Origin of the sequence: Actinokineospora fastidiosa (assembly GCF_014648415.1) — a bacterium.
GTDB classification, from domain to species: domain Bacteria; phylum Actinomycetota; class Actinomycetes; order Mycobacteriales; family Pseudonocardiaceae; genus Actinokineospora; species Actinokineospora fastidiosa.
Genome location: NZ_BMRB01000002.1, coordinates 1,452,552 through 1,475,564, shown reverse-complemented (window position 1 = coordinate 1,475,564; position 23,013 = coordinate 1,452,552). Strand labels below are relative to the sequence as shown.

The 23,013-nt window shown below is 72.7% G+C and carries 22 protein-coding genes and 1 pseudogene; 21 read left to right on the top strand and 2 right to left on the bottom strand.

The window, feature by feature from the left end:
* Window positions 1-250 precede the first annotated feature (250 nt).
* Both IEY98_RS16645 and IEY98_RS16640 read right to left on the bottom strand, forming a co-directional pair.
* Complete coding sequence (locus tag IEY98_RS16645) at window positions 251-757, bottom strand: hypothetical protein (protein WP_189211318.1); 507 nt, start codon at window positions 755-757, stop codon at window positions 251-253.
* 1 nt (window position 758) lies between these two features.
* Entirely contained in the window at window positions 759-1,226 is a 468-nt protein-coding gene (locus IEY98_RS16640; RefSeq protein ID WP_189211317.1) for a DUF3995 domain-containing protein, read from the bottom strand.
* A 183-nt stretch (window positions 1,227-1,409) separates the two neighbouring features.
* Between IEY98_RS16640 and IEY98_RS16635 the strand changes: the two genes are divergently transcribed.
* The 21 genes and pseudogenes from IEY98_RS16635 to IEY98_RS33420 all read left to right on the top strand — a co-directional run.
* Window positions 1,410-1,625, top strand: a complete 216-nt coding sequence (locus IEY98_RS16635) for a hypothetical protein (RefSeq protein ID WP_189211316.1) — start codon at window positions 1,410-1,412, stop codon at window positions 1,623-1,625.
* Between the two features lie 136 nt (window positions 1,626-1,761).
* Window positions 1,762-3,027 carry a helix-turn-helix domain-containing protein gene (locus tag IEY98_RS16630; RefSeq protein WP_189211315.1) on the top strand — a complete coding sequence of 422 codons (1,266 nt, stop codon included), beginning with the start codon at window positions 1,762-1,764 and terminating at the stop codon, window positions 3,025-3,027.
* 280 nt (window positions 3,028-3,307) lie between these two features.
* On the top strand, window positions 3,308-4,234 hold the full coding sequence (locus tag IEY98_RS16625) for a LuxR C-terminal-related transcriptional regulator (RefSeq protein ID WP_189211314.1): 927 nt from the start codon (window positions 3,308-3,310) through the stop codon (window positions 4,232-4,234).
* A gap of 151 nt (window positions 4,235-4,385) precedes the next feature.
* The gene (locus IEY98_RS16620) at window positions 4,386-5,630 is read left to right on the top strand and encodes a beta-ketoacyl-[acyl-carrier-protein] synthase family protein (RefSeq protein ID WP_189211313.1); all 1,245 of its coding nucleotides are present in this window, start codon (window positions 4,386-4,388) and stop codon (window positions 5,628-5,630) included.
* Window positions 5,627-6,754 (top strand): beta-ketoacyl synthase N-terminal-like domain-containing protein, encoded by a 1,128-nt coding sequence (locus tag IEY98_RS16615; RefSeq protein WP_189211312.1) that lies wholly within the window; start codon window positions 5,627-5,629, stop codon window positions 6,752-6,754. Before IEY98_RS16620 ends, IEY98_RS16615 begins: the two co-directional genes overlap by 4 nt.
* Window positions 6,751-7,662, top strand: a complete 912-nt coding sequence (locus IEY98_RS16610) for a beta-ketoacyl synthase N-terminal-like domain-containing protein (protein WP_189211311.1) — start codon at window positions 6,751-6,753, stop codon at window positions 7,660-7,662. The genes IEY98_RS16615 and IEY98_RS16610 overlap by 4 nt, the downstream gene beginning before the upstream one ends.
* Window positions 7,659-8,615: an alpha/beta fold hydrolase gene (locus tag IEY98_RS16605; RefSeq protein ID WP_189211310.1), complete on the top strand. Its 957-nt coding sequence runs from the start codon at window positions 7,659-7,661 to the stop codon at window positions 8,613-8,615. Before IEY98_RS16610 ends, IEY98_RS16605 begins: the two co-directional genes overlap by 4 nt.
* Complete coding sequence (locus IEY98_RS16600) at window positions 8,612-9,580, top strand: thioesterase family protein (RefSeq protein ID WP_189211309.1); 969 nt, start codon at window positions 8,612-8,614, stop codon at window positions 9,578-9,580. Before IEY98_RS16605 ends, IEY98_RS16600 begins: the two co-directional genes overlap by 4 nt.
* Window positions 9,580-9,894 carry a hypothetical protein gene (locus IEY98_RS16595; RefSeq protein WP_189211308.1) on the top strand — a complete coding sequence of 105 codons (315 nt, stop codon included), beginning with the start codon at window positions 9,580-9,582 and terminating at the stop codon, window positions 9,892-9,894. The genes IEY98_RS16600 and IEY98_RS16595 overlap by 1 nt, the downstream gene beginning before the upstream one ends.
* Window positions 9,894-10,298 (top strand): hypothetical protein, encoded by a 405-nt coding sequence (locus IEY98_RS16590; RefSeq protein WP_229786970.1) that lies wholly within the window; start codon window positions 9,894-9,896, stop codon window positions 10,296-10,298. The genes IEY98_RS16595 and IEY98_RS16590 overlap by 1 nt, the downstream gene beginning before the upstream one ends.
* Window positions 10,295-10,672 carry a hypothetical protein gene (locus IEY98_RS16585; protein ID WP_229786969.1) on the top strand — a complete coding sequence of 126 codons (378 nt, stop codon included), beginning with the start codon at window positions 10,295-10,297 and terminating at the stop codon, window positions 10,670-10,672. The genes IEY98_RS16590 and IEY98_RS16585 overlap by 4 nt, the downstream gene beginning before the upstream one ends.
* Window positions 10,673-10,692: 20 nt before the next feature.
* Window positions 10,693-11,739 carry a beta-ketoacyl synthase N-terminal-like domain-containing protein gene (locus IEY98_RS16580; protein WP_189211307.1) on the top strand — a complete coding sequence of 349 codons (1,047 nt, stop codon included), beginning with the start codon at window positions 10,693-10,695 and terminating at the stop codon, window positions 11,737-11,739.
* Between the two features lie 23 nt (window positions 11,740-11,762).
* A complete protein-coding gene (locus tag IEY98_RS16575; RefSeq protein WP_189211306.1) occupies window positions 11,763-12,008 on the top strand; it encodes an acyl carrier protein in 246 nt (81 codons plus the stop codon).
* Complete coding sequence (locus IEY98_RS16570) at window positions 12,005-12,358, top strand: 3-hydroxyacyl-ACP dehydratase FabZ family protein (protein WP_189211305.1); 354 nt, start codon at window positions 12,005-12,007, stop codon at window positions 12,356-12,358. Before IEY98_RS16575 ends, IEY98_RS16570 begins: the two co-directional genes overlap by 4 nt.
* Window positions 12,355-12,837 (top strand): 3-hydroxyacyl-ACP dehydratase FabZ family protein, encoded by a 483-nt coding sequence (locus IEY98_RS16565; RefSeq protein WP_229786968.1) that lies wholly within the window; start codon window positions 12,355-12,357, stop codon window positions 12,835-12,837. Before IEY98_RS16570 ends, IEY98_RS16565 begins: the two co-directional genes overlap by 4 nt.
* Window positions 12,837-13,571, top strand: coding sequence for a 3-oxoacyl-[acyl-carrier-protein] reductase (fabG, locus tag IEY98_RS16560; protein WP_189211304.1), 735 nt, complete (start codon window positions 12,837-12,839; stop codon window positions 13,569-13,571). The genes IEY98_RS16565 and fabG overlap by 1 nt, the downstream gene beginning before the upstream one ends.
* Window positions 13,572-13,579: 8 nt before the next feature.
* Window positions 13,580-14,275 (top strand): 2-hydroxychromene-2-carboxylate isomerase, encoded by a 696-nt coding sequence (locus IEY98_RS16555; RefSeq protein ID WP_189211303.1) that lies wholly within the window; start codon window positions 13,580-13,582, stop codon window positions 14,273-14,275.
* Window positions 14,276-14,308: 33 nt separating this feature from the next.
* Entirely contained in the window at window positions 14,309-18,139 is a 3,831-nt protein-coding gene (locus IEY98_RS16550) for a non-ribosomal peptide synthetase (protein ID WP_189211302.1), read from the top strand.
* Entirely contained in the window at window positions 18,136-18,336 is a 201-nt protein-coding gene (locus IEY98_RS16545; protein ID WP_189211301.1) for an MbtH family protein, read from the top strand. The genes IEY98_RS16550 and IEY98_RS16545 overlap by 4 nt, the downstream gene beginning before the upstream one ends.
* 89 nt (window positions 18,337-18,425) lie before the next feature.
* Window positions 18,426-18,677 (top strand): acyl carrier protein, encoded by a 252-nt coding sequence (locus IEY98_RS16540; RefSeq protein ID WP_189211300.1) that lies wholly within the window; start codon window positions 18,426-18,428, stop codon window positions 18,675-18,677.
* Between the two features lie 84 nt (window positions 18,678-18,761).
* Window positions 18,762-22,907: pseudogene (locus IEY98_RS33420) on the top strand (amino acid adenylation domain-containing protein); the annotation flags it as partial.
* Between the last annotated feature and the right edge of the window lie 106 nt (window positions 22,908-23,013).

The window sequence follows — 23,013 nt, the reverse complement described above, 5'->3', positions numbered from 1 at the left end:
CGGTGATCTCTCGCAACCATTCGCCCAAACCGACCTCCGCCGCGACGGGCACGGCCGCTTCGGGCCGCCCGGGTGCTGGACGTGCCGCCACTGGCCTCGGTCCGGTGGTCCGTCGCAACCGTCCGCTCATGCCGACCCCCGTCGCACCGCGGCCCGTCTGGGTTCGGTGATCGGTCGGAACCATCCGTTCATGCCGACCCCCGTCGCCCTGCGGCCCGTCCCGGTTCGGTGGTCTGTCGAGGGCAGCCGTTCATGCCGACCTCCGTCGCGCCGCGCGCAACCACTCCGTGCGGATGAGGCCGCTGGGGATGCGGATGAGGCGCCAGTACCTGCGGAAACGGCGGCGGGTGTCCTCGTCGGTGGCCAGGACCCGGGTCTCGGTGCGCAGCACGCCGTCCTGGACGCGGAAGTCGAACGCCACCTTGTAGTGCCCGGGCTCGTCGACGGCGCGGAAGGTCGCGGCCGGGTCGTCGCCGAGCGGCACGGGGCCGGTCTGGTCGCCGACCCGCACGACCGCCCCGACGACCAGCGCGTCCGCACTCCGGGACAGCACGGTGAAGCCGCCAGCGGTCAGCTGGGTCAGGAACGGCCGGTCGGCGGGCATGCGGGTGCGGCCGAGGGACCCGGCGAACAGCAGGGCCCGGAACAGCGGGACCTCCCGCCAGGTCACCCGCTCGACGGCCGCCACCGACCCGCTGAACGCGATGTCGTGGTGCTCGCCGAACTGCCAGCGCGGAAGCACGTCGTCCAGCCGCATGTCACCGCTCCCGCTGGTAGACCAGGGCGGCGAGGCCCACGACGAGCCCGCCGACGAACCAGTACGGCTCATAGCCGAAGTAACTGAACTGCTCGGGCAGCGACAGCGTGTCCTGCGTGCCCCGCGCCAGCACGATCGCCGCCGAGATGACCGTCGGCACGGAGTGCACCAGGCACAGCGCGCACATCCCCCACGCGGCGACGAGCAGCAGCCTGCGCGGGAAGCGCGCGCCCCACGGCCGCACCAGCGCCAGGCCGAGCAGCCCGCCCGCCACGCACAGCGGGACCGCCACGATGTCGATGATCAGCAGCGCGGTGTTGTCCGGGACCGAGAACCCGGCCGGCAGGCCGAGCCCGCCGCCGAACGCCCAGTAGAGGTGGATGAGCGCGAAGGCGAAGGCCCAGGCGGCCGTCGCGTAGCCGAACCAGGGACGGGCGGTGCGTTCGGGCGCGGCCGGACGGTCCAGCATCGTGGTCCTCTCGTCACGTGTTCTGCGGCCAGCGTAGGGCGGGGTGACCCAGGGTGCGGGGTCCCGTGCAGCTAGTTGCACCACAAAACGGACATCTGAGCGTTTGTCACCCCATTAACTGGTAGTTGCCTCATCCTGCACCTCCGGTTGTCCGCGTTACTGCTGGTCGATTAGACAGTGGCTATGACATCAGTAAACGAAGTCCGCCACCCCTGCGTCCGCCAGCTCCGCCGCCTCGTGGCGGGCGCCGTGCTGGCTGCTGGCGTCGTGCTGGGCGGCGTCCTGCCCGCCGCCGCCGAATCCGCCCAGGCCCCGGGCAAGTTAACCGAGGCCACGATGACCACGGCCGACCCGAGCGACTGGCCGTGGCTGGTCGAGCCGGTGCCGCAGGCCGCCTAACCGTGAGACCGTTTCGGATCCGGGCTTGTGCGGAGAGATCGACTCCAGTTATGGTTGCCTTTACAACCTGACAGGGCGGGTTGATGACCTGTAATACCGGTGACCCCCGGGGTCACGGCTAGAGAAAGTCGGTCGAGTGAGCATCGTCGGCATCCGGCAACCGGAGTTCGGGCAGCGGCTGCGGAAGCTGCGGCAGGAACGCAGGCTGTCGCAGCGCGACGTCGCGGGGAACGTGGTCAATCCCAGCTACATCTCCCTGCTGGAGTCCGGCGCGCGGGTGCCGACCCTGGAAGTGGTGCTGGAGATCGCCCAGGTCCTTGACGTGCCGGTCGAGGACCTCGTGGGCGAGGCCGTGCCCGTCCGCGCCGACACCGCCGACCGGCGCGCGGAGCGCAACCGCGAGCTGGTGCACAACGTGCTCGTGCGCAGCGCGCTCGACGTGGGCGCGCTGGACGAGGCCCAGGCCCGCCACGAGCAGGTCTACGCCGCGGCCGTGCGCGACGGCTCCCCGGCCGCCGTCCTCGAGCACGGGATCGCCCTGCAGGACGTGCTCCACCAGCGCGCCGACCACCAGGCGCGCTACACCCTGCTGACCGACCTCGTCCGGGTCGCCGAGGACTTCGGCGTCGAGGAACTGCTGGTCAAGCTGCGCCTGGACATGGCGACCGCCGCCCGCGACCGGGGCAACCTCGGCGAGGCCCTCGGTCTGGCCGAGAGCGCGGTCGCGGTGCTGCCGCGCACGGAGCTGGCCGACAGCCCCGAACACGTGCGCGCGCTGGGCATCCTGCTGTCGGTGCGGGTCGACTCCGGCGAGACCGGCGACATCTACGCCCTGGTCGACCGGATGCTCGCCGTGGCGGAGAAGCTGGGCAACCGCACCGTCCTCGGCCGATCGCACTGGGCGGCGTCCATCGCCTACGCCCGCGTCGGCGACGGCGAGCGCGCGCAGGCCCACATCCGCCACGCCAAGACGATGCTGGCCCACCCGGACACCTCCATCCGCGAGTGGGGCCGCTTCGCGGGCGCCGCGGCGTCCGCGCTGCTGGAGGCCGACGGCGACCTCGCCGAGATCGAGACCTACGTCGCCTGGATGCGCTCGGCCCTCGAGCTGATGGACATCCCCGGCGAGCGCGACCGCGCGATCAGCGTCGAGGCGCGCTACGCGCTGCTCTGCGGGAACCCCGAGCTGGCGCTGGAACTGACAGCGGACATCCCCGACGGGCTCTCCACGGGTGACCGTGTCCGCCTGCGTCGCACCCGCGGCCGGGCCCTGCGCGCATTGGGCCGCACCGATGAGGCTATCGACGCGCTGCGCTCGGCCGCCGAGCTGTGCGAGCAGCTGTCCGCCTACCGCCTGGCCACGCAGCTCTGGCGCGAGATCGATGAAATCCGGTCATCCTGACGTTTACTCCCGGTCATCATGACTGACCCTGGACTGCGCCGATCCGCCGCGTTCCTATACGGCCATCTGAACCAATCGCAGGGTTATGACCAGGCTAAACCGAAGTGATTACCCACCGTGTTGCCGGGTTACCGTACCTGATTGTTTTCTCGGTAGTCATTGACGAACCGCTGACGTCGCTCTTACAGTCATGACTGCTGTAAGGTTGTGGTGCGGGAAGGGGTACGCCAATGCAGCGGCAGTCAGCGTCCTTACGAACCACCGGAGGCGGTGAGCCGCGATGACCGCGATGGCCATCCGGCCCGGGCCCGGCCTCGACGAGGCCGCGGACACCGTCTACCGGACGATGCTGCGGGCCCGCCACTGGGTCCGCGAAGACCTCGCCGACCGGCTCGGCTGGCCGGTCGACCAGCTCGACGCGGTGGTGACCGAGCTGATCGCCGACGGCCTGGTGGCCGCGTCCGCGGAACTGCCCGACGCGCTGCGCGCCGTCGACCCGGCCCTGGCGCTGCCCGCGCTCGCGGCCCGGCGCTCGCGGGGTCCGCAGAGCGCGGTCGACGTCGCCCGCTACGCCACCGAGCGCCCCAAGGCCTTCTCCGGTCTGGACGACGCCGTCGCCTACGTCGAGCGGCTCACCGCCTCGGTCAAGAGCGAGGTCGTCCAGCTGGTGCCCGCCTACCTCCCCGGCTCGTTCGAGTTCTCCCGCCAGGTCGCCGAGGCCGTGCTGCGCCGCGGCGCCACGCTCCGCGCGGTGTGGAGCTCGGCCATCCTGGAGGAGCCCGGGGCCGCCGAGCACGCCGCGTGGCTGGCCGCGCGCTGGTCGGCCCCCCGCGTTGTCGACGCCGTCCCCATGCGCGCCACAGTGGTCGACGGGATCACCGCCGTCCTGCACGACGAACAGGGGCACGCGGGGGTCATCCGCGGCGCCCGCGCCCTGGACTCCCTCAGCCGTGCCGCCGAACGGCTGTGGGCGCGCGGGGTCGAGGTGACCGCGGCGCGCACCAAACCCGAGACACCGCCCGCCGACGCGCGCAACGAGCTGGTCCTGCGTCTGCTCGCCGACGGCCTGACAGACGACGCCATCGCCCGGCGCATCGGCGTGAGCGTTCGGACAGTGCGCAACGATGTCGCCGGGACGATGGCGAAGCTCAAGGCGCGCAGCCGATTCCAGGCTGGCGTGCGTGCTGTCCAACTTGGACTTATCTGAAACACCCCTGCCTGAAGCCGCGACCGGGACTCCCGGTCGCGGCTTTGTCCTTTTCGGACCAGTGCAGCATGATGCAAGCGCGTTGAAGCGCGTCCCGCGGCGCGGTGAAGTAGTAGGTGAACCCAAGCAACCGACACCGCGGAGCATCCCCATGACACCAGCTTCGTCCGACAAGGACAGCCGCCGGGTGGTGATCACCGGACTCGGTGTGTTCTCCAGCATCGGCACCGGCGCGGCCGAGTTCGTCGACGGCCTGCGCGGCGGCCGCAGCGGCGCGCGGCCGATCTCGATGTTCGACACCACCGGATACGCGCACGCGGGCGGCTGCGAGGTGACCGACTTCGAGCCCGAGCGCTGGATGGACGTCCTCGACCCGCGCGAGCTGGGCCGGGCGACGCAGTTCTCCGTGGCCGCAGCCGGGATGGCCGTGCGCGACGCCGGTCTCGACCCGGCCGAGCTGCGCAGGCGCCACGGCGTCATCTCCGTGGGCACCACCGACGGCGAGTCCCGCGACCTCGACCAGCTGGTCGAGACCGAGGTGCGCCACGGCGCGGAGCGGATGGACCCGGTGCAGGTGGCGCGCGTGCCCGCCGGCCGACTGTCCTCCGCCATCGCGCAGGAGCTGGGACTGTCCGATGTGGAAGCGGTGACGCTGCCGACCGCGTGCGCGGCGGGCAACTACGCCATCGGCTACGGCTTCGACGCGGTCCGCTCCGGCGAGGCGGAGTTCGCGCTCTGCGGCGGCGCGGACGCCATGTGCCGCAAGACGTTCACCGGCTTCTACCGGCTGGGCACCATCGCCCCCGAGCGCTGCCAGCCCTTCGACGTCGACCGCAAGGGCATCCTCACCGGCGAGGGCGCTGGCATCCTCGTGCTGGAGCCGCTGGAGTCCGCGCTGGCCCGCGGCGCGCGCATCTACGCCGAGGTCCTGGGCTACGGCCTCAACTGCGACGCCTACCACCAGGTCGCGCCCAAGCAGGACAGCGTCGCCGAGTGCATGCGCCGCGCGCTGGCCAACGCGGGCGTGAAGCCGGAGGAGGTGGACCTCGTCTCCGCGCACGGCACCGGCACCAAGGCCAACGACGTCACCGAGTCCCGCGCCATCCGGCAGGTCTTCGGCGACGCGCCGCCGCGCACGATCTCCATCAAGTCGATGATCGGCCACACCATGGGCGCGGCGAGCGCGCTGGCCGCGATCGCGTGCGCGCTGGCCATCACCGAGGGCTTCATCCCGCCGACGATCAACCACACCGAGACCGACCCCGAGTGCGACGTGGACTGCGTTCCCAACCACGCGGTGCCCGCCGACCTGCGGATCGTGCAGAACAACGGACTGGCGTTCGGCGGCAACAACGCCGTCATCATCCTCGGCAAGCACCAGGAGCGCACATCATGAGCTGGTACATCACCGGTTCCGGCGCGGTCGCGAGCGTGGGCCGCGGCGTCGACGAGCTGTTCAGGTCGCTCTGCGCGGGCACGACCGGGCTGCACCCGCTGCGCGGGTTCGACCCGGGGCCGTACCGGGCCAAGAGCGCCTACGAGATCGACGACCGGCCCGCCCCCGGCGTCGACGTCCCGCACCGGGCCACCGACATCCTCGTCGCCGCGATCCGCGAGGCCGCCGCCGACGCGGGCATCGACGACCTCACCGACATCCCGATCCTGGTCGGCACCGGACTGCGCGAGCTGCGCTCGCTGGAGCTGTGGTGGCGCGACGGCGTGCCGTTCAGCGCCGACGACCTGCACTTCGGCACCGCGCTGCGGGCCGAGCTGGGCGCCGAGGTCACCTACACCTTCTCCAACGCCTGCGCGGCCTCGCTCTACGCGCTGGCCATGGGCACCGACCTCATGGCGCTGGACGCCGCGGACACGGTCATCGTGGCCGGGGTCGACGTGCTGACCGAGAGCATGCACGGCCTCCTGGAGCGCGTGCACGCAGTCCCGCCGGACCGGGTGCGCCCGTTCGACCGCAACCGCACCGGCGTGCTCATGGGCGACGGCGCCGCCGCGATCGTCGTGCGGCGCGAGGCGACCGGCCGCGTGCGCGGCCTGCTGCGCGGCGTGTCGGCCAACTGCGACGCCTACCACGTGACCGCACCCGACCCGCAGGGCATCGCGACCGCCATGCGCGCCGCGCACGAGCTCGCGGGCGTCAAGCCGGAGGACGTGGACCTGGTGATGCTGCACGGCACCGGGACGCTGCTCAACGACGAGGTCGAGGCGACCGCGATGGGCGAGGTCTACGGCGAGCACGTCAACGGGCCGCTGATGACCGCGATCAAGTCGATGACCGGCCACACCTCGGGCGCGTCCGGGCTGATGGGCCTGGTGGTCGGCCTCGAGGCGCTGGCGGCGGGGATCGTGCCGCCGACCGTCGGGCTCACCGAGCCGGTGGACGAGGCCGCGCGGTTCCGGTTCGTGCGCGGCGCTGCCGAGCAGGCCGATCTGGCCGTGGCCCAGCTCAACGCCTTCGGGTTCGGGGGCATCAACGCGGTGGCGATCGTGGAGGCGGTTCGATGAGGCGGGTTGTCGTGACCGGGGTGGGCGTGACCCTGCCGAGGGCGAGCTCGCCGCAGAGCCTGCTCACCGCGGTCGCCCACACCGCGGAGCCGGTGAACCCGGAGACGCGGATCGGCAAGAAGGGCCTGCGCTACAAGGACCGCGCGACCCAGCTCGGCTACTGCGCCGCCGACGCGACGCTGCGCGACGCGGGTCTGCTGCGCGAGAAGGAGCTGACCGTCGCCGACCGCACGGTCGGTGTCGTAGCCAGCTCGAACCTGGGCAACGTGGACACCGTCGTGGAGGCGCTGGACACCATCGCGGCGGAGTCCACGATGGGCACCAGCCCGATGGGGCTGCCGAACGCGTCCAGCAACGTCATCGCCACCTCGATCGCGATCCGCTTCGGGCTGCGCGGGCCGAACCTGATGGTGTGCAACGGGGCCACGTCCGGGTTGGACGCCATCCACTGGGCCACCACGATGATCGCCGCCGGTCGCGCGCCGCGGATGCTGGTGGTCGGCGTCGAGCCGGACAACGAGCCGGTCCGCAAGCTGCTCGGCGGCAAGCGCGCGATCGACGGCGCGGTGGGGGTTCTCCTGGAGGACGCCGACGCCGCGGCTGAGCGGGGAGCGGTTGTGCGCGCCACCATCGGCCGCTACGCGCGCACGGGTGCGATCGACCGGACCCTGGCCAAGCTCGCCGACGGCGACACCCCGGCGCTGTGGCACGCGCCCGAGGGGGAGAGCACGGCGCTGCCCGGCGTGCCCCGCTACGACCTGGCCAAGACCTGGGGCGTCACCTCCGGCGCCCACGGCGTGCTCCAGTGCGCGGCCGCGATCGGCTGGTTCGAGGGCGGCGGCACGGGCCCGGTGTACGCCCTGGCGGGCGCGGCCGAGGCCACCGCGGGCCTGGTGCTGCGGCCATGACGACCACGCTGGACCTCCCGATCGTGCTCCGCCGCGTCCGGCACGGCGAGCACGGCAGGCTCCTGCTCCTGCACGGCCTGGCCAACAGCGCCACCGTCTGGCAGAACTTCACCGACCACGACACCGGCTGCGCCACCTGGGCCGCCGACCTCCCGTGGCGCGGCGAGGGCGTCGCAGGCTGGTCGCACCGAGGCGACCTCACCGACTGGATAGCCCAAGCAGTCAACGCCCTCGCGACTCCCGCGCCCGACCCCGTCGCCGACCACTTCGCGAGCCCCACACCCCACCTGATCGACACGGCCCCAGGACAGTCCCCACCCGCACCGGGGGCGAGCCCCCACGAGAACAACGCTATCGAACACGCGTTCGGGGTGGCAAACGAATATTCCACGGGCGTGAAACGCACTGGTCAGGGCGACCTGGTCGTCGTGGCGCATTCGTTCTCGGCGAACCTGCTGCTCTCGCTCCTCGACCGCACGCCGGAGCTCGGCGTCGGCGGCATCGTGCTGGTGTCGCCGTTCTACCGGGCCGAGCCGGAGGGCTTCGAGTGGGCTGACATCGCCCGCTACCTCAACGACTTCCACCTGATCATGGAGGACGGCATCCGCGCGCAGGGCGGGCAGCGGCTCAGCCCGGGTGTGCGGCGGGAGCTGGCGCTGCGGGTGCGCGACCTGGTCGGCCCCTACGGCTGGACCCGGTTCTTCCAGACCTACCTGGCCACCCCCTGGCTGCGCCTCGACCGGGTGACCACGCCCGTTCTGGTGCTGTCCGGGGAGAACGACTTCGCCGCCCTGCCCGCCGAGGCCCGCGCGCTGGCGGCGGCGCTGCCGAACGCCAGGGCCCGGGTGCTGCCCGACTGCGGCCACTTCCTGATGGCCGAGCGCCCCGAGCGCTTCGCCGCCGAGATCACCCGATTCGTCCACTCACTACCAGTAGGGGAGACCACCCGATGACCGCCGTAGCCGAGTCCGTCACCCAGGCGCTGCTCTCGCAGCCCACCACGGTGGCGCTGCGCCCCCGGTACGAGGGCAACAACATCTGCACCTGGATCGGCTTCAAGCACGTCAACTACCTGGTCGAGGAGGCCGTGCTGGAGCACTTCCGGCAGTCGGGGCTCTCCAGCAGGCGGCTGTACGAGGAGTTCGGGCTCGGGGTGGACATCGTCGCCATCGACACCCGCATCCTCAACGCCTTCCACCTCGACGACGTGGGTGTCGCGACCGTGGAGCCGCTGGGCGACCTGCGCTTCGCCGTCACCATCGTCAAGGAGGGCGGCGCCACCAAGGACGTCACCTCGAAGGTGCGGGTGGCCCTGCGCAAGGACACCTACATCGACCCGACCGACGACCTCCCCGCCGACCTGGCGGCCCTCGCCGTCGACCGGATCGCCACCGCCGAGCCCGGCGCCGAGGTCACGCCCGCGCAGACGACCGCGCTGGCCTTGGGCCGGGGCACCTCGGACGACCCGGTGCTCGCGCACCTGACCGAGGGCAGCAACTCCTTCGGGTGGAAGTGGCGCATCCCCTACCCCTACTGCCACAACAACGAGCGCCTGCAGATGTCGGGCTACCTGCGGCAGATGGAGGAGGTCGTCGACCTGTTCCTGGCCGCGCGCGGCATCTCCATCAAGACGCTGCTCGACGACCGCAGGTGGATCCCGGTCGTGCCGCACTCGAAGATCGAGTTCCTGGACGAGGCGCTGATGGAGGAGGACCTCTACACCGTCTACACCGTCGAGGAGATCTTCAAGGACTTCACCTACCGCTCCCGCATGGACACCTATGTCGTGCGCGACGGGCGCCTGGTGCAGACGTCCACCGGCACGATCACCCACGGCTACGCGGTGATCGAGAACCGCCGCGACTGGAAGCTGGTGCCCTTCGACCAGCGCGTCCTGGACGCCTTCCGGGGCGCGTGATGACCCGGCACCTGCTGGTCGCCTCGCGCGGGGCGTGGTCGGGGCCCGGCGTCGACCGGTTCCTTGCCGACGCCGCCGCGCTGGCCGGGACGGGCGCGCCGGTGACGGTGCTGCTCGTCGCCGACGCCGTCCCGCTCATCGCGGGCGGCATGGCCGAGCTGCTGGCCGCGGGTGCCGAGGTCCTGGTGGACCGCTTCGCCGCGGCCCAGCGCGGCGTCGCCGGGCTCCCCCTCCCGGACGGCGCCCGCTGGGCCGATCTGACCGAGCCCGCCGGGCTGTTCCTCGACCCCGCCGTGAAGGTGGTGTGGCACTGATGCGCGCTGTCCCCCGCACGGACGTGCTGGTGACCCTGATGGGCGCCCCGCACGCCGACGACACCGTCACCACGGCGCTGCGCCTGGTGCAGGCGATGCTGGAGCGCGGCGGCTCGGTGCAGGTGTGGACGTGCGGCTACGCGACCCTGCTGACCCAGCGCGGCCTGGGCGAGCACAAGCCGCGCAACCTGGCCGAGTGGGAGGTCGACTACCCGACCACCGCGACGCTGGTCGCCGACCTGCTCGCCGCCCACCCGGACACGCTGTTCTGGTACGGCTGCCGCTTCTGCAGCGACGACCGGGGCGCGGTCGACCACCTGCCCCAGGTCACGCTGCGCGCCCCCGCCCGCTACGCCGACAACGTCGCCGCGGCGGCCAAGACCGTGCTGGTGGGTGTGCTGTGAGCGAGACCCTGGCGATCATGGAGCGCGCCTACCGGGGTGCGGTCGAGAAGCAGTTCTTCGACGCGCTCTACCTCGCCGTCGAACTGCACCGCCAGCTCGGGGGCATGGACCTGCTGCTGCGCGGCCCCGCCGTCGGCTACGCCGCCGCCGACGCGCGCGTCGAGCCGATCAAGCTCGGCGGGCGCGTGCTCGACACCCTCACCGACCCGGGCCGCGACCTGCGGCGGCTGCAGGACGAGGGCGTCGCCGTGTGGGTCGAGCGGCCCGACATCGCCGCCTTCGGCGTGGGCGCGCTGCTGCCCGGGGTGGGCGTCGCCGAGCCGGGGGAGTTCGCCCGGCGCTGGGGCGACTACGCCCGAGTCTGTTTCCTCTGACCCGAAATGGAGAACCGGCCGTGAGCACTGCCACTGCCCCCGTGATCACCGCGTGGTCGGCGGTCTCGCCGTACGGCGTCGGCCGCGCCGCCTTCGTCGACGGCCTGCACGCCCGCACGGCCACCGCCACCGAGCTGGACAAGCAGGTGTGGGCGGGCCCGGACGACACCGCCTGCCTGGTCCCCGACTTCACCGCGGCGGGCGCGCTCGGCAAGAAGGGCACCCGCTCGATGGACCGCGCCACCGGCCTGGCCGTGGCCGCCGTCGGGCGCATGCTCGACGACCAGCCCGCGGGCCGGGAGACCGCGACCGGCGACCACGCCGCGCTCGTGCTCGGCACCACCACCGGCAGCGCGCAGTCCATGATGGACTTCACCCGGGACTCGCTGACCAGCGAGAAGCCGTTCTTCGTCGACCCGTCCCGGTTCCCGAACACGGTGATGAACTGCGCGGCGGGCCAGTGCGCGATCTGGCACCAGCTGCGCGGTCCGAACGCGACGGTCGCGGGCGGCCGGGTCGCCGGTCTGCACGCGCTGAACTACGGCCGCAGGCTGCTGCTGACCGGCCGCGCGAACACCGCGCTGTGCGGGGCCGTCGAGGAGTACTCCGCCGCCCGCGCCTGGCTGCACCGCATCGGCGCGACGACCGACACCGCCGTCCTCGGCGAGGGCTGCGCCATGCTGCAGGTGGAGCACAGCGGGTCAGACCGGGCCCTGGCCGACGTGCTCTCCGTCGAGTTCGGCGCCTTCGCCACCGACTACCGCGACGCCCTGCGCGCCTGCGTCCGCCGCGCCTTGGACCGCTCCGGCACCACGGCCGCCGACGTCTGGGCCGTCTCGCCCTGCGGCACCGCCGGTCCCGGCGAGGCCGAGGTGCTGGCCGGGTACGGCGGCGTGCGGCCCGACCTGTCCAGCATCGGCGACACGGCGGGGGCGGCCGCGGCCATGCAGATCGCCGCCGTGCTCGCCCTCGCCGAGCGCGACCGCGCCGCCGCCGGGCGCACCGCCCTGGTGACCGCGGTCGACCAGGAGGGCGTCGTCGGCTGCACCGTCCTGCGCCTGCACTGAACCAACCGGAGAAGGAGAGACCGATGACCGCGACCGCACTGGACAAAGAGGACCTGCGTCAGACCGTCGCCGACGTGCTCGAGCTCGACGCCGCCGACGTCACCGACGAGGCGTCGTTCGTCGACGACCTCGAGGTCGACTCGCTGATGGCCCTGGAGGTCGTCGTCGTGCTGGAGAAGAAGTACGGCGTGCGGCTGCGCGAGGGCGAGCTGAAGCGGATCAGCTGCCTCGACGCCGCGTACGAGGTCATGGTGGAGAAGCTGCGATGACCACGCCGGTCCGCGGGCCGATCCACGTGGCCGCCGACGGACGCGCGCTGATCCGGCTCGACCCGGACGACCCGATCTTCGCCGGGCACTACCCGGGCTTCCCGATCTTCCCCGGCGTGGGGCTCATCGAGTGCGTGCACCGCAGCGCCCAGGTGAGCGCGCCGGGGGAGCTGCGGCTGGCCGCGATCGAGTCGACCCGGTTCACCGGTCCCACGTTCCCCGGCGACGAGCTGACGGTGACGATCAAGTGGTCCGAAGTGGACGACGGGTGGCGGTGCGCAGCCGAGGTCGCCTCCCCGCGCGGGGACGCCGCCACCGTCCGGCTCCGCTACCAGGAGGTGCCTTCGTGATCGCCGACATCCGCCGCGTCCTGCCGCACCGGTACCCGATGCTGCTGGTCGACGCCGTCACCGAGCTGGTGCCGGGGGAGCGGCTGACCGCGCGCAAGGCGGTCACCGCCAACGAGCCCTGGTACGCCGACCTGCCCGACGACCTGCGCGCCGAGCAGCTGGCCTACCCGCAGGTGCTGCTGGTCGAGTCGTGGTGCCAGGCCGCGGGCGTGCTGGCGACCTGGGAGTCGCCGAACCCGGACGTGCTCACCGGCACGGTGATGCTGTTCGGCGGCATCAGCGGCATCGAGTTCCACCGCCCGGTCATGCCCGGCGACGTCGTCGAGCACCACGTCGAGGTGTTCCGCGCGCTGACCGACACCGTCATGTTCACCGGCCGCTCCACCGTCGACGGGGAGGCGGCGCTGACCGTCTCGCGCATCGTCATGGCGTTCCGCCCCGCGTCGGTGCTGCTGCCGGATTCCCTTGGGAGGAAATGATGAGCAGGGTCGCACTGGTGACCGGCGGCTCGCGGGGCATCGGCCGCGCGTGCGTGCTGAAGCTGGCCGCCGACGGCTTCGACGTCGGGTTCTGCTACCGCTCCGACGCCGACGCCGCCCGCGAGCTGGAGAAGCACGCAGGCGAGCTGGGGGCGCGCGTGCGGGCCGTGCGCGCGGACGTGGCCGACGGCGCGTCCGTCAAGGCGATGCTGACCGAGGTCGCCGACGAGCTGGGCCCGGTGGACACCGTGGTCACGTCCGCGGGCATCACCCGCGACAACCCGCTGCTGATGATGAGCGACGACGACTGGCACGACGTCGTCGACACCAACCTCACCGGCACGTACAACGTGTGCCGGGCGGCGGTGTTCGACATGATGAAGCGCCGCAAGGGCTGCGTCGTCACGCTGTCGTCCGTCGCGGGCGTGTACGGGAACCCGACGCAGACCAACTACTCGGCGACCAAGGCCGGGCTGATCGGCTTCAGCCGCGCGCTGGCCAAGGAGGTCGGCCGCTACGGCATCCGGGTCAACACCGTCGCGCCCGGCTTCATCGACACCGACATGACCTCCGTCCTCGCCGACAAGGTCAAGGACAAGGCCGTCGCGTCCATCCCGCTCGGGCGCCTCGGCACCCCGGGCGAGGTCGCCGACCTGGTCGGCTACCTGGTGTCTGACCGCGCCGCCTACATCACCGGCGCGGTCTTCCAGATCGACGGCGGCATCACCATCTAGGAGGGCCGATGGCCAGGAAACCGCCCCGCTGGTACTTCTCGTTCCGCAGCCCGTACTCGTGGCTGGCGTACCGCGACCTCATGGACCACCACCCGGACGTCGCCGACACCCTGCAGTGGCGGCCGTTCTGGGAGCCAGAGCCCGCCATGGCCGACGTCCTGGCCAGGGCGGGCGGGGACTTCCCGTACGTCCCGATGTCGCGGGAGAAGCACCGCTACATCCTCCAGGACGTGCGCCGCCTGGCGGCCGAGCGCGGCCTGTCCTTCGCGTGGCCGGTCGACCGCGCCCCGCGCTGGGAGGTCGCCCACCTGGGCTACCTGGTCGCCGCGGACCGCGGCCTGGCCCGCGAGTACGTCGCCGAGGTCTACCGCGCCCGCTGGGAGCTCGGACTGGACATCTCCGACCCGCTGACGATCACCACGATCGCCGCGGAGCTCGACACCGACCCCCGGGGCCTCGCCGACGCCGTGGACGACCCGTCGATCCGCGAGCGGGGGCTGGCCGCGCTGCTGGACATCTCCCAGGACGGCGTCTTCGGCGTCCCGTTCTTCGCCACCGGCTTCGACAAGTTCTGGGGCCTGGACCGCCTGCCCGCCTTCATCGACACCCTCCGCGCCACCGCCTACCCCACCACCCCCGCCGAAGCCCACACCCCGGCCCTCGCCGCCACCGGCGACCTCGGCCACGCGGGCGGCTGCGGCTGAGCCGTGGACAACCAACCCAGAAGGTGAACCGCCATGTCCGACACCGGGCCACGCGCGCTGACCGCCGCTCAGGCGGGGATCTGGTACGCGCAGCAGCTCGATCCCGACAACCCGATCTACAACGCGGGGGAGTATCTGCGCATCCCGGGCCGTGTGGACGCCGCTGTGCTGGACAAGGCGATCACGCGGGTCCTCGGCGAGGCGGAGACGCTGCGGGCGAGCGTCATCGAGCACGCCGACGGGCCCCGGCAGGTGATCCGGCCGGTCCCCGACACCGTGCTCCACACCCACCACACCGATGAGCGCGCCGCCATGCGGGCCATGCGGGACGACCTCCGCACGCCCGTGGACCCGGCGACCGGGCCGCTGCACCGCTTCGCCCTCTACCGGCTCCCCGACGCCGACCTCCTCTACTACCGCTACCACCACGTCGTCGTCGACGGGTACACCGTCGCCCTCGTCGCGCAGCGGATCGCGGAGGTCTACACCGCGCTGGTCAACGGCGAGACGCCGAGCCCGACGCCGTTCCTCCCGCTCGACGCCCTCCTGGAACTCGACGCGGAGTACCGCGCCTCCGAGCGGTTCGCGCAGGACCGCGACTACTGGGCGGCCGCCCTCCAGGGCGCGCCCGAGCCCGCCAGCCTCGCCGCGCGCACACCGCACATGGCGCACGGCCTGGTCCGGCACACCGAGTACCTCGATGAGCCCGATGCCCTCAAGGATCTCGCGCGCGAGTGCGGCGTCACCTGGCCGAGCGTCGTCATGGCCGCGACCGCCGCCTACCTGCAGCGGTTCACCTCCGTGCCGGAGGTGGTCCTCGGTCTCCCGGTCACCACGCGCACCGGCAAGGCGAGGTCGATCCCCGGCATGGTGTCCAATGTGGTCCCGCTGCGCATCGCCGCGGCCCCGGAGACGACCGTCGGCGAGCTGCTGCGGCACACGTCGGCCCGGCTGAAGGCCGCGATGCGCCACCAGCGCTACCGCTACGAGGACCTGCGCCGCGACCGCAGCCGCGACCAGCGCCTGGTCGGGCCCGAGGTCAACGTCATGATCTTCGACTACGACCTCAAGTTCGGCGAGCACCGCGCCCTGGTGCACAACCTGTCCATCGGCCCGTCCGACGACCTGTCCGTCAACGTGTACGACCGCGGCGACGGCCGGGGCCTGCAGATCGACTTCGACGCCAACCCCGACCTCTACACCGAGCGGGAGATCGTCGCCCACCAGCGCCGTTTCGTGCGGTTCCTGGCCAACCTGGCCGCGGCGGGCCCGGACGTCCCCGTGGGCGCGGTCCCCGCGCTCCTCCCGGGCGAGCGGGAGCAGGTCGTCGAGGCGTTCAACCGCACGGACGCCGACGTCGAGCCCGCCACGCTCACCGACCTGCTGAACCGCCACACCCACGACGCCGTCGCCGTCGAGTTCGAGGGTCGGACCCTCACCTACGCCGAACTCCACGCCCGCGCCGACCGCCTGGCCGCGGTCCTCGCCGAGCACGGCGCCGGTCCGGAGCGGATCGTGGCGCTGGCCGTCCCCCGCTCGCTGGAACTCGTCGTCGGCCTGCTCGCCGTGCTCAAGGCGGGCGCGGCCTACCTCCCGATCGACCCGGACTACCCGCGCGACCGCATCGCCTTCACCCTGGCCGACGCCCGGCCCGCGCTGCTGCTCGCGACCACGGCCACCGCCGCGGACCTGCCCGACGAGCTCCCCACCCTGCTCATCGATCAGGACATCCCCGAGGCGACCGCCGCCCTGACGCCGCCGAAGCCCGCCAACCCGGCGTACGTCATCTACACCTCCGGCTCCACCGGCCGCCCCAAGGGCGTCCTGGTCCCGCACGAGGGCATCGTCAACCGCCTGCTGTGGATGCAGCACCGCTACGGGCTCACCCCGGGCGACCGCGTGCTCCAGAAGACGCCGTCGGGCTTCGACGTGTCGGTCTGGGAGTTCTTCTGGCCGCTCATCCAGGGCGCGACGCTCGTCGTGGCGCGGCCGGAGGGGCACAAGGACCCGGCCTACCTCGCCGAGCTGATCGTCGGCAGCGGGGTGACGACCGTCCACTTCGTCCCGTCGATGCTCCAGGCGTTCCTCGCCGACCCGGGCGCGGCCGCGTGCACCGGGCTGCGCAGGGTGGTCTGCAGCGGCGAGGCCCTGCCGACCGACGCCGTCGAGCGGTTCCACCGCACGCTCCCCGGCGTCGAGCTGCACAACCTCTACGGCCCGACGGAGGCGTCCGTCGACGTCACCGCCTGGGAGTGCGCGGGCAATGACGTGCACATCGGCGCGCCGGTCTGGAACACACGCACCTACGTGCTCGACGCCGCGCTCAACCCGCTGCCCGTCGGCGCGACCGGCGAGCTGTACCTGGCGGGCGTGCAGCTGGCCCGCGGCTACCACGACCGCCACGCCCTGACCGCCGAGCGCTTCGTCGCCGACCCGTTCGGCCCGCCCGGCGCCCGGATGTACCGCACCGGCGACCTCGCCCGCTGGACCGACGACGGCCAGCTCGACTACGTCGGCCGCGCCGACCACCAGGTCAAGATCCGCGGCCTGCGCATCGAGCTGGGCGAGATCGAGGCCGTGGCGGCCAAGCAGCCCGGCGTCGACGCCGCCGCCGTCCTGGTCCGCGAGGACCGGCCCGGCGACCAGCGCATCGTCGCCTACCTCGCCGGCACGGGCATCGACCCGGCGGCGGTCCGCGCCGCGCTCGCCGAGACCCTGCCGGACTACATGGTGCCCTCGGCGGTCATCACGCTGCCCGCGCTCCCGGTCGGCCCCAACGGCAAGCTCGACCGCAAGGCCCTGCCCGCGCCCGAGGTCAAGGCCACCGCGGGCCGCGCGCCGAGGACCCCGCGCGAGGAGATCCTGGCCGGGCTGTTCGCCGAGGTGCTCGGGCTGCCCCGGGTCGGCGTCGAGGACAACTTCTTCGACCTGGGCGGGCACTCGCTGCTGGCCACCCGGCTCATCGGCCGCGTCCGGGACACCTTCGGCGTCACGCTGACCATCCGCACGGTCTTCGAGGGGCCGACCGTGGCCACCCTGGTCGACCGGCTCGACACCGACGCCCGCACCGGCGACGCGCTCGACGTGCTCCTGCCGCTGCGCCCGTACGGGGACAAGCCCGCGGTGTTCTGCGTGCACCCGGCGGGCGGCCTGGCCTGGTGCTACGCCGGGCTGATCAAGCACATCGAGGGCGGCCACCCGGTCTACGGGCTGCAGGCCGTCGGCCTCGACGACGACAGCGCGCCGCTGCCCGCGTCCCTCGACGAGGCCGCCGAGCACTACCTGCGGGTGATCCGCGATGTCCAGCCGCATGGCCCGTACCACCTGCTCGGCTACTCCTCCGGCGGCCTGCTCGCGCACTCCATGGCCGCCCGGCTGGGCGACGAGGTCGGCCTGCTGGCCATCCTGGACACCTACCCTGGGCAGACGCTGGCCGAGATCGGCGAGCAGGAGGTGCTGGCCGACCTGCTGAGCTGGGTAGGCTTCGACCGCAGGCACCTGGGCCGCAAGCCGCTGACCCACGAGAAGGTGTCGGCGACCCTGCGCAAGCTCGGCAGCTCCCTGGCCAGCCTGGAGCAGCGGCACATCGAGGCCATCGGCCGCATCTACGCCAACAACCGCGACCTGGTGCACGAAAGCGCGCCCCCGGTGTACCGCGGCGATGTCACCGTGATCGTCGCGACGCTCGACAAAATCGATATCTCGCCGACCCCGGAAACCTGGCGGCCCTATGTCGACGGCCGGATCATCACCCGCCGCGTCGACCGCAAGCACAACGACCTCATGAAACCCGGCCCGCTCGCCGAGATCGGCACCATCCTGTCCGCCGAATTGCGCGGCACATCCCAGGGAGAAATGTCATGACCAACCCGTTCGACAACGAAGAAGGCACCTTCCTCGTGCTGGTCAACGCCGAGAACCAGCACTCGCTCTGGCCGTCGTTCGTGGCCGTTCCCGCAGGTTGGACCGTTGTGCACGGCGAGGCCGACCGGGCGTCCTGCGTGGCATACATCGAGGCGAACTGGACCGACATGCGGCCCAAGAGCCTCATCGGCTCCTGATTCTGCAGCATCCGGAAACGCGGTGGCACCACCGCGACGAAAACCAACACACTGGTAATAGCTCCGCCGATCCGAAAGGGAATGGAAAAATGACTGCCGCTGTCGACGAGCGCATGGACCAGATCAAGGAAATCGTCTGCGAGATCCTGGAGATCGACGCCGACGAGGTCACCGAGACCAGCCTGTTCAAGGAGGACCACGGCGCCGACTCGCTGCGCGCCATCGAGATCCTCGCCTCGCTGGAGAAGCAGTTCTCCACCGTCATCGACCAGGCCGAGCTCGGCCGGATGGTCAACCTGCGGGGTGTCTACCAGGTGGTGGGCGAGGCCGCGGGCTGGTAGCCCGCCCGAGCGGGGCAGGCCCCGGGCGAGCCGGAGCCTGCCCCGACCTCCCAGTCCGAAAGCGACGACCAGAGGGTGACAACGATGCCGGAGTGGCTCGAACTGCTCGCGCTGCGCAACGACACCGCGCGCGAGGTGCCGGACGTGGACGTGGACGTGTCCGTGCTCGTGGCGCGGCGGGCGGCGGCCACCCCGGACGCGATCGCCGTCGAACTCGGCGCCGAGCGGCTGACCTACGCCGAACTCGACGCCCGCGCCGACCGCCTGGCCCGGCTGCTGGTCGCCAGGGGCGCCGCGCCGGAGACATTCGTGGCGATCGCCCTGCCGCGCTGCGTCGACATGCTGGTCGCCGTCCTGGGCGTGCTCAAGTCCGGCGCCGCCTACCTGCCGCTCGACCCCGCGCAGCCCGCCGACCGCGTCGCGCTCATGCTCGACGACGCCCGGCCCGCGCTCTCCGTGGTGACCGAGGAGACCGCGCACCTGGCCGCGGGCGCCGCCATCCGGCTGGACCAGCCGATCGAGGCGTCCGATATGGACATCCCGGCGACGGTGGACCAGCGCCACCCCGCCTACGTCATCTACACCTCCGGCTCCACCGGCCGCCCCAAGGGCGTGGTCATCCCGCGCGGGGCCCTGGCCAACTTCGTCGCCGCCCTCGGCCCGTGGTTCGGGTTCGGCCCGGACGACCGGCTGCTCTCGCCCACGACCATCGCCTTCGACATGGCCGTGCCGGAGCTGTACCTGCCGCTGATCGCGGGCGCCCGGCTGGTCCTGGTCGACAAGCAGGACGTGCGCGACCCCGCCGCGCTCACCCGGCTCATCGCGACCACCGGAGCCACCGCGCTGCAGGCCACGCCGAGCCTGTGGCAGGCCATCGTCGCCCACGACCCCGACGCCGTGCGCGGGCTGCGCGTGTTCGTCGGCGCGGAGGCGCTGCCACCCGCGCTCGCGGCCCGCCTGTGCGACCTCGGCGCGTCCGTCACCCACCTGTACGGCCCCACCGAGACGACCGTGTGGTCCACCGTGACCCGGTTGAGCGCGGACGGGCCGCTGACCATCGGCGCTCCCGTCGCCAACACCCAGGTGCACGTCCTGGACGCCGACCTGCGGCCGGTCGGCCCCGGCGAGCCCGGCGACCTCTACATCGCGGGCGCGGGACTGGCCCGCGGCTACCACCGCAGGCCCGCGCTCACCGCGGAACGCTTCGTCGCCGACCCGTTCGGCGGGCCCGGCGCGCGGATGTACCGCACGGGCGATGTCGTCCGCTGGTCGCCGGACGGGGAGCTGGAGTTCCTCGGCCGCGCCGACCACCAGGTCAAGATCCGAGGGCACCGGGTCGAGCTGGGCGAGATCGAGGCGGTCATCGCCGCGCACCCGGAGGTCTCCCAGGCGGTCGTCACCGCCCGCGCCGACGCGTCCGGCGCCACGAGCCTCGTCGGGTACGTCGTGCCCGAGCACGGGGGAGTGGACCAGTGGCGCGAGGTCTACGACCACGTCTATGAGGCGCAGCGACCCGGTGACGACTTCTCCGCGTGGACGTCGCAGGAGGACGGTCAGCCGATCCCCGTCGAGGAGATGCGGCAGTGGCGCGCGGCCACCGTCGCGGCCATCCTAGAGACCGCGCCCAGCCGCGTGCTGGAGATCGGTGTCGGCAACGGGCTGCTGCTCAGCGAGCTGGCCCCGCACTGCGAGCACTACGCGGGCATCGACATCTCCCCGGTCGCGATCAGCCGCCTGCGCGCGTCGGAGAACGTCGAGCTGCACGTCGGCGCCGCGCACGAGATCGACCGGCTGGCGCCGGGCTACGACACCGTCGTGATCAACTCCGTCGCGCAGTACTTCCCGAGCGCGGACTACCTGCTGGACGTGCTCGCGAAGGCCGCGCGCCTGCTCGTGCCCGGCGGGACCGTCTTCCTGGGCGACGTGCGCAACCTCGCGCTGCTGACCGAGCTGCACGTGGCCGTCCGGCTGCGGCGCGGCGACGGCAACCGCGGCGCGGACCGGCTGCTGGCCGACGCCCGCGCGGCCGCCGCCGCCGAGGAGGAACTGCTGCTCGACCCGGCGTTCTTCACCGGGCTGGCCGTCGCGGGGATCACCGGGGCCGAGGTCCGGCTCAAGCGCGGCCGGTACGACAACGAGCTGAGCCGCTTCCGCTACGACGTCATCCTGCACACCGGCCCCGAATCGCCCGACGACGTGGCGACCGTGCCGTGGACGGGTCTGGACGACCTGCGGGCGATCGCGGGGCCGGTCCGGGTGACCGGCGTGCCGAACGCCCGGGCGGCGGGGGAGGTGGCCGCCGCCTCCGCGCTGGCCGGGGGCGCCGAGCTCGTCGACGTCCTGGACGCGCTGGTGAACCCCGATCCGGGCGTGGACCCGGAGGACGTGCTGGCGTTCGTCGAAGGCCTCGGCCACCGCGCGACCGCCACGTTCTGCGCCGACGACCCGCGCGGGTCGTTCGACGTCCTGATCGGGGCCCGGCCGTTCTCCCGCCTGCCGCGGGCGGACCGGCCCGCGCACAACACGCCGTGCGTGACCCCGGAGCCGCCCGCCGACCTGCGCGAGCACGTCGCGGCGAAGCTGCCCGAGTACATGGTCCCGGCCGCGTTCGTGGCGCTCTCGGCGTTCCCGCTGACCCCGAACGGCAAGCTCGACCGCGCGGCCCTCCCGGACCCGGTCGTCGTCTCCGGGGCGGGCGGGGCGGCGCGCACCGAGACCGAGCGGGTCCTCTGTGGACTCTTCGGTGAGCTGCTGGGTGTCGTCGACGTGGGCGTCGACGACGACTTCTTCGCCCTGGGCGGGCACTCGCTGCTGGCGACCCGGCTGACCAGCCGTGTCCGCGCCGGGCTGGGGCGCGAGCTGACCGTGCGCGCGGTGTTCGACGCGCCGACCCCCGCGGCGCTGGCCGAGGCCGTGGAGACCGCGCCGCCCGCGCGTCCGGCGCTGCGGCCGCGCCCCCGGCCCGAGCGCGTGCCGCTGTCGGCGGCGCAGCGCTCGCTGTGGTTCCTGGACCGGCTCAACGGCCCGAACGCGGCCTACCACCTGCCGTACGCGCTGGAGATCAACGGCAGGCTGCACGTCCCCGCGCTGCGGTTGGCGCTGGCGGACCTGGCCCGGCGCCACGAGGTGCTGCGGACCGTCATCGCCGAGCACGACGGGGTCCCGTACCAGGCGATCACCGACCGGTCCCCGGAGCTGATCATCGGCGACGGCGGGGTGGCCGCGCCGTTCGACCTCGCCGCCGACCTGCCGCTGCGCGCGCATCTGACGTCCGTCGGCCCGGACCGGCACGTCCTGGTGCTTGTCCTGCACCACATCGCCGGTGACGGCTGGTCGCTGGTCCCGCTGGCGGCCGACCTGGCCACCGCGTACGGGGCCAGGGCGGCGGGCCGGGAGCCGCAGTGGTCGCCGCTGCCGGTCCAGTACGCCGACTACGCACTCTGGCAGCGCGACCTGCTCGACGACACGCTGGTCTCGCGCCAGCTCGCGCACTGGTCGCGGGAGCTGGCGGGCATCCCCGACCAGCTCGACCTCCCGACCGACCGCCCGCGCCCGGCGGTCGCCGACCACAGCGGCGCCACCTGCGCGTTCGCCATCCCCGCCGAGCTGTGCGACCGGCTGCGGGCGCTGGCGGGCGACCACAACGCCAGCCTGTTCATGGTCCTGCGCGCCGGTCTCGCCGCCCTGCTCACCCGACTGGGCGCGGGCGTCGACATCCCCATCGGCAGCGTGGTCGCGGGCCGCACCGACGAGTCGCTGTCGGACCTGATCGGCTTCTTCGTCAACACCCTCGTCTTCCGCACGGACACCTCCGGCGACCCCGCCTTCGCCGACCTGCTGGCCCGCGTCCGCCACACCGACCTCGCCGCATTCGCCAACGCCGACGTCCCCTTCGAGCGCCTGGTCGACGCCCTGGCCCCGGACCGGTCGCTGTCGCGGCACCCGCTGTTCCAGGTCATGCTGATCCTGCAGAACAACGCCGCGAGCACCTTCGGCCTCCCCGGCCTCGACGTCACCATGTCCCGAGTGGACACCGGAGCCGCCCGCTTCGACCTGGCCGTCGAGCTGACCGAGACCGCCCACGGCATCGACGGCCTCATCGAGTACCGCACTGACCTGTTCGACCCGGACACCGTGCGCACTATCGCCGCCCGCTACGTCCGCCTCCTGGAGTCGGTGACCGCCGACCCCACGGCCCCCATCAGCGCCGCCACCATCCTCACCCCCGAGGAACAACGGACGGTCCTCACCACCTGGAACGCCACCGGACCCCACCCCACCCCCACCACCGTCCCAGCCCTCTTCGCCGCCCAGGCAGCCGCCACCCCAGACGCCG

Coding starts and splice junctions, on each gene's coding strand:
- IEY98_RS16645 (WP_189211318.1), bottom strand. CDS start 757: ATGCGGCTGGACGACGTGCTTCCGCGCTGGCAGTTCGGCGAGCACCAC.
- IEY98_RS16640 (WP_189211317.1), bottom strand. CDS start 1,226: ATGCTGGACCGTCCGGCCGCGCCCGAACGCACCGCCCGTCCCTGGTTC.
- IEY98_RS16635 (WP_189211316.1), top strand. CDS start 1,410: ATGACATCAGTAAACGAAGTCCGCCACCCCTGCGTCCGCCAGCTCCGC.
- IEY98_RS16625 (WP_189211314.1), top strand. CDS start 3,308: ATGACCGCGATGGCCATCCGGCCCGGGCCCGGCCTCGACGAGGCCGCG.
- IEY98_RS16620 (WP_189211313.1), top strand. CDS start 4,386: ATGACACCAGCTTCGTCCGACAAGGACAGCCGCCGGGTGGTGATCACC.
- IEY98_RS16615 (WP_189211312.1), top strand. CDS start 5,627: ATGAGCTGGTACATCACCGGTTCCGGCGCGGTCGCGAGCGTGGGCCGC.
- IEY98_RS16610 (WP_189211311.1), top strand. CDS start 6,751: ATGAGGCGGGTTGTCGTGACCGGGGTGGGCGTGACCCTGCCGAGGGCG.
- IEY98_RS16605 (WP_189211310.1), top strand. CDS start 7,659: ATGACGACCACGCTGGACCTCCCGATCGTGCTCCGCCGCGTCCGGCAC.
- IEY98_RS16600 (WP_189211309.1), top strand. CDS start 8,612: ATGACCGCCGTAGCCGAGTCCGTCACCCAGGCGCTGCTCTCGCAGCCC.
- IEY98_RS16595 (WP_189211308.1), top strand. CDS start 9,580: ATGACCCGGCACCTGCTGGTCGCCTCGCGCGGGGCGTGGTCGGGGCCC.
- IEY98_RS16590 (WP_229786970.1), top strand. CDS start 9,894: ATGCGCGCTGTCCCCCGCACGGACGTGCTGGTGACCCTGATGGGCGCC.
- IEY98_RS16575 (WP_189211306.1), top strand. CDS start 11,763: ATGACCGCGACCGCACTGGACAAAGAGGACCTGCGTCAGACCGTCGCC.
- IEY98_RS16570 (WP_189211305.1), top strand. CDS start 12,005: ATGACCACGCCGGTCCGCGGGCCGATCCACGTGGCCGCCGACGGACGC.
- fabG (WP_189211304.1), top strand. CDS start 12,837: ATGAGCAGGGTCGCACTGGTGACCGGCGGCTCGCGGGGCATCGGCCGC.
- IEY98_RS16555 (WP_189211303.1), top strand. CDS start 13,580: ATGGCCAGGAAACCGCCCCGCTGGTACTTCTCGTTCCGCAGCCCGTAC.
- IEY98_RS16550 (WP_189211302.1), top strand. CDS start 14,309: ATGTCCGACACCGGGCCACGCGCGCTGACCGCCGCTCAGGCGGGGATC.
- IEY98_RS16545 (WP_189211301.1), top strand. CDS start 18,136: ATGACCAACCCGTTCGACAACGAAGAAGGCACCTTCCTCGTGCTGGTC.
- IEY98_RS16540 (WP_189211300.1), top strand. CDS start 18,426: ATGACTGCCGCTGTCGACGAGCGCATGGACCAGATCAAGGAAATCGTC.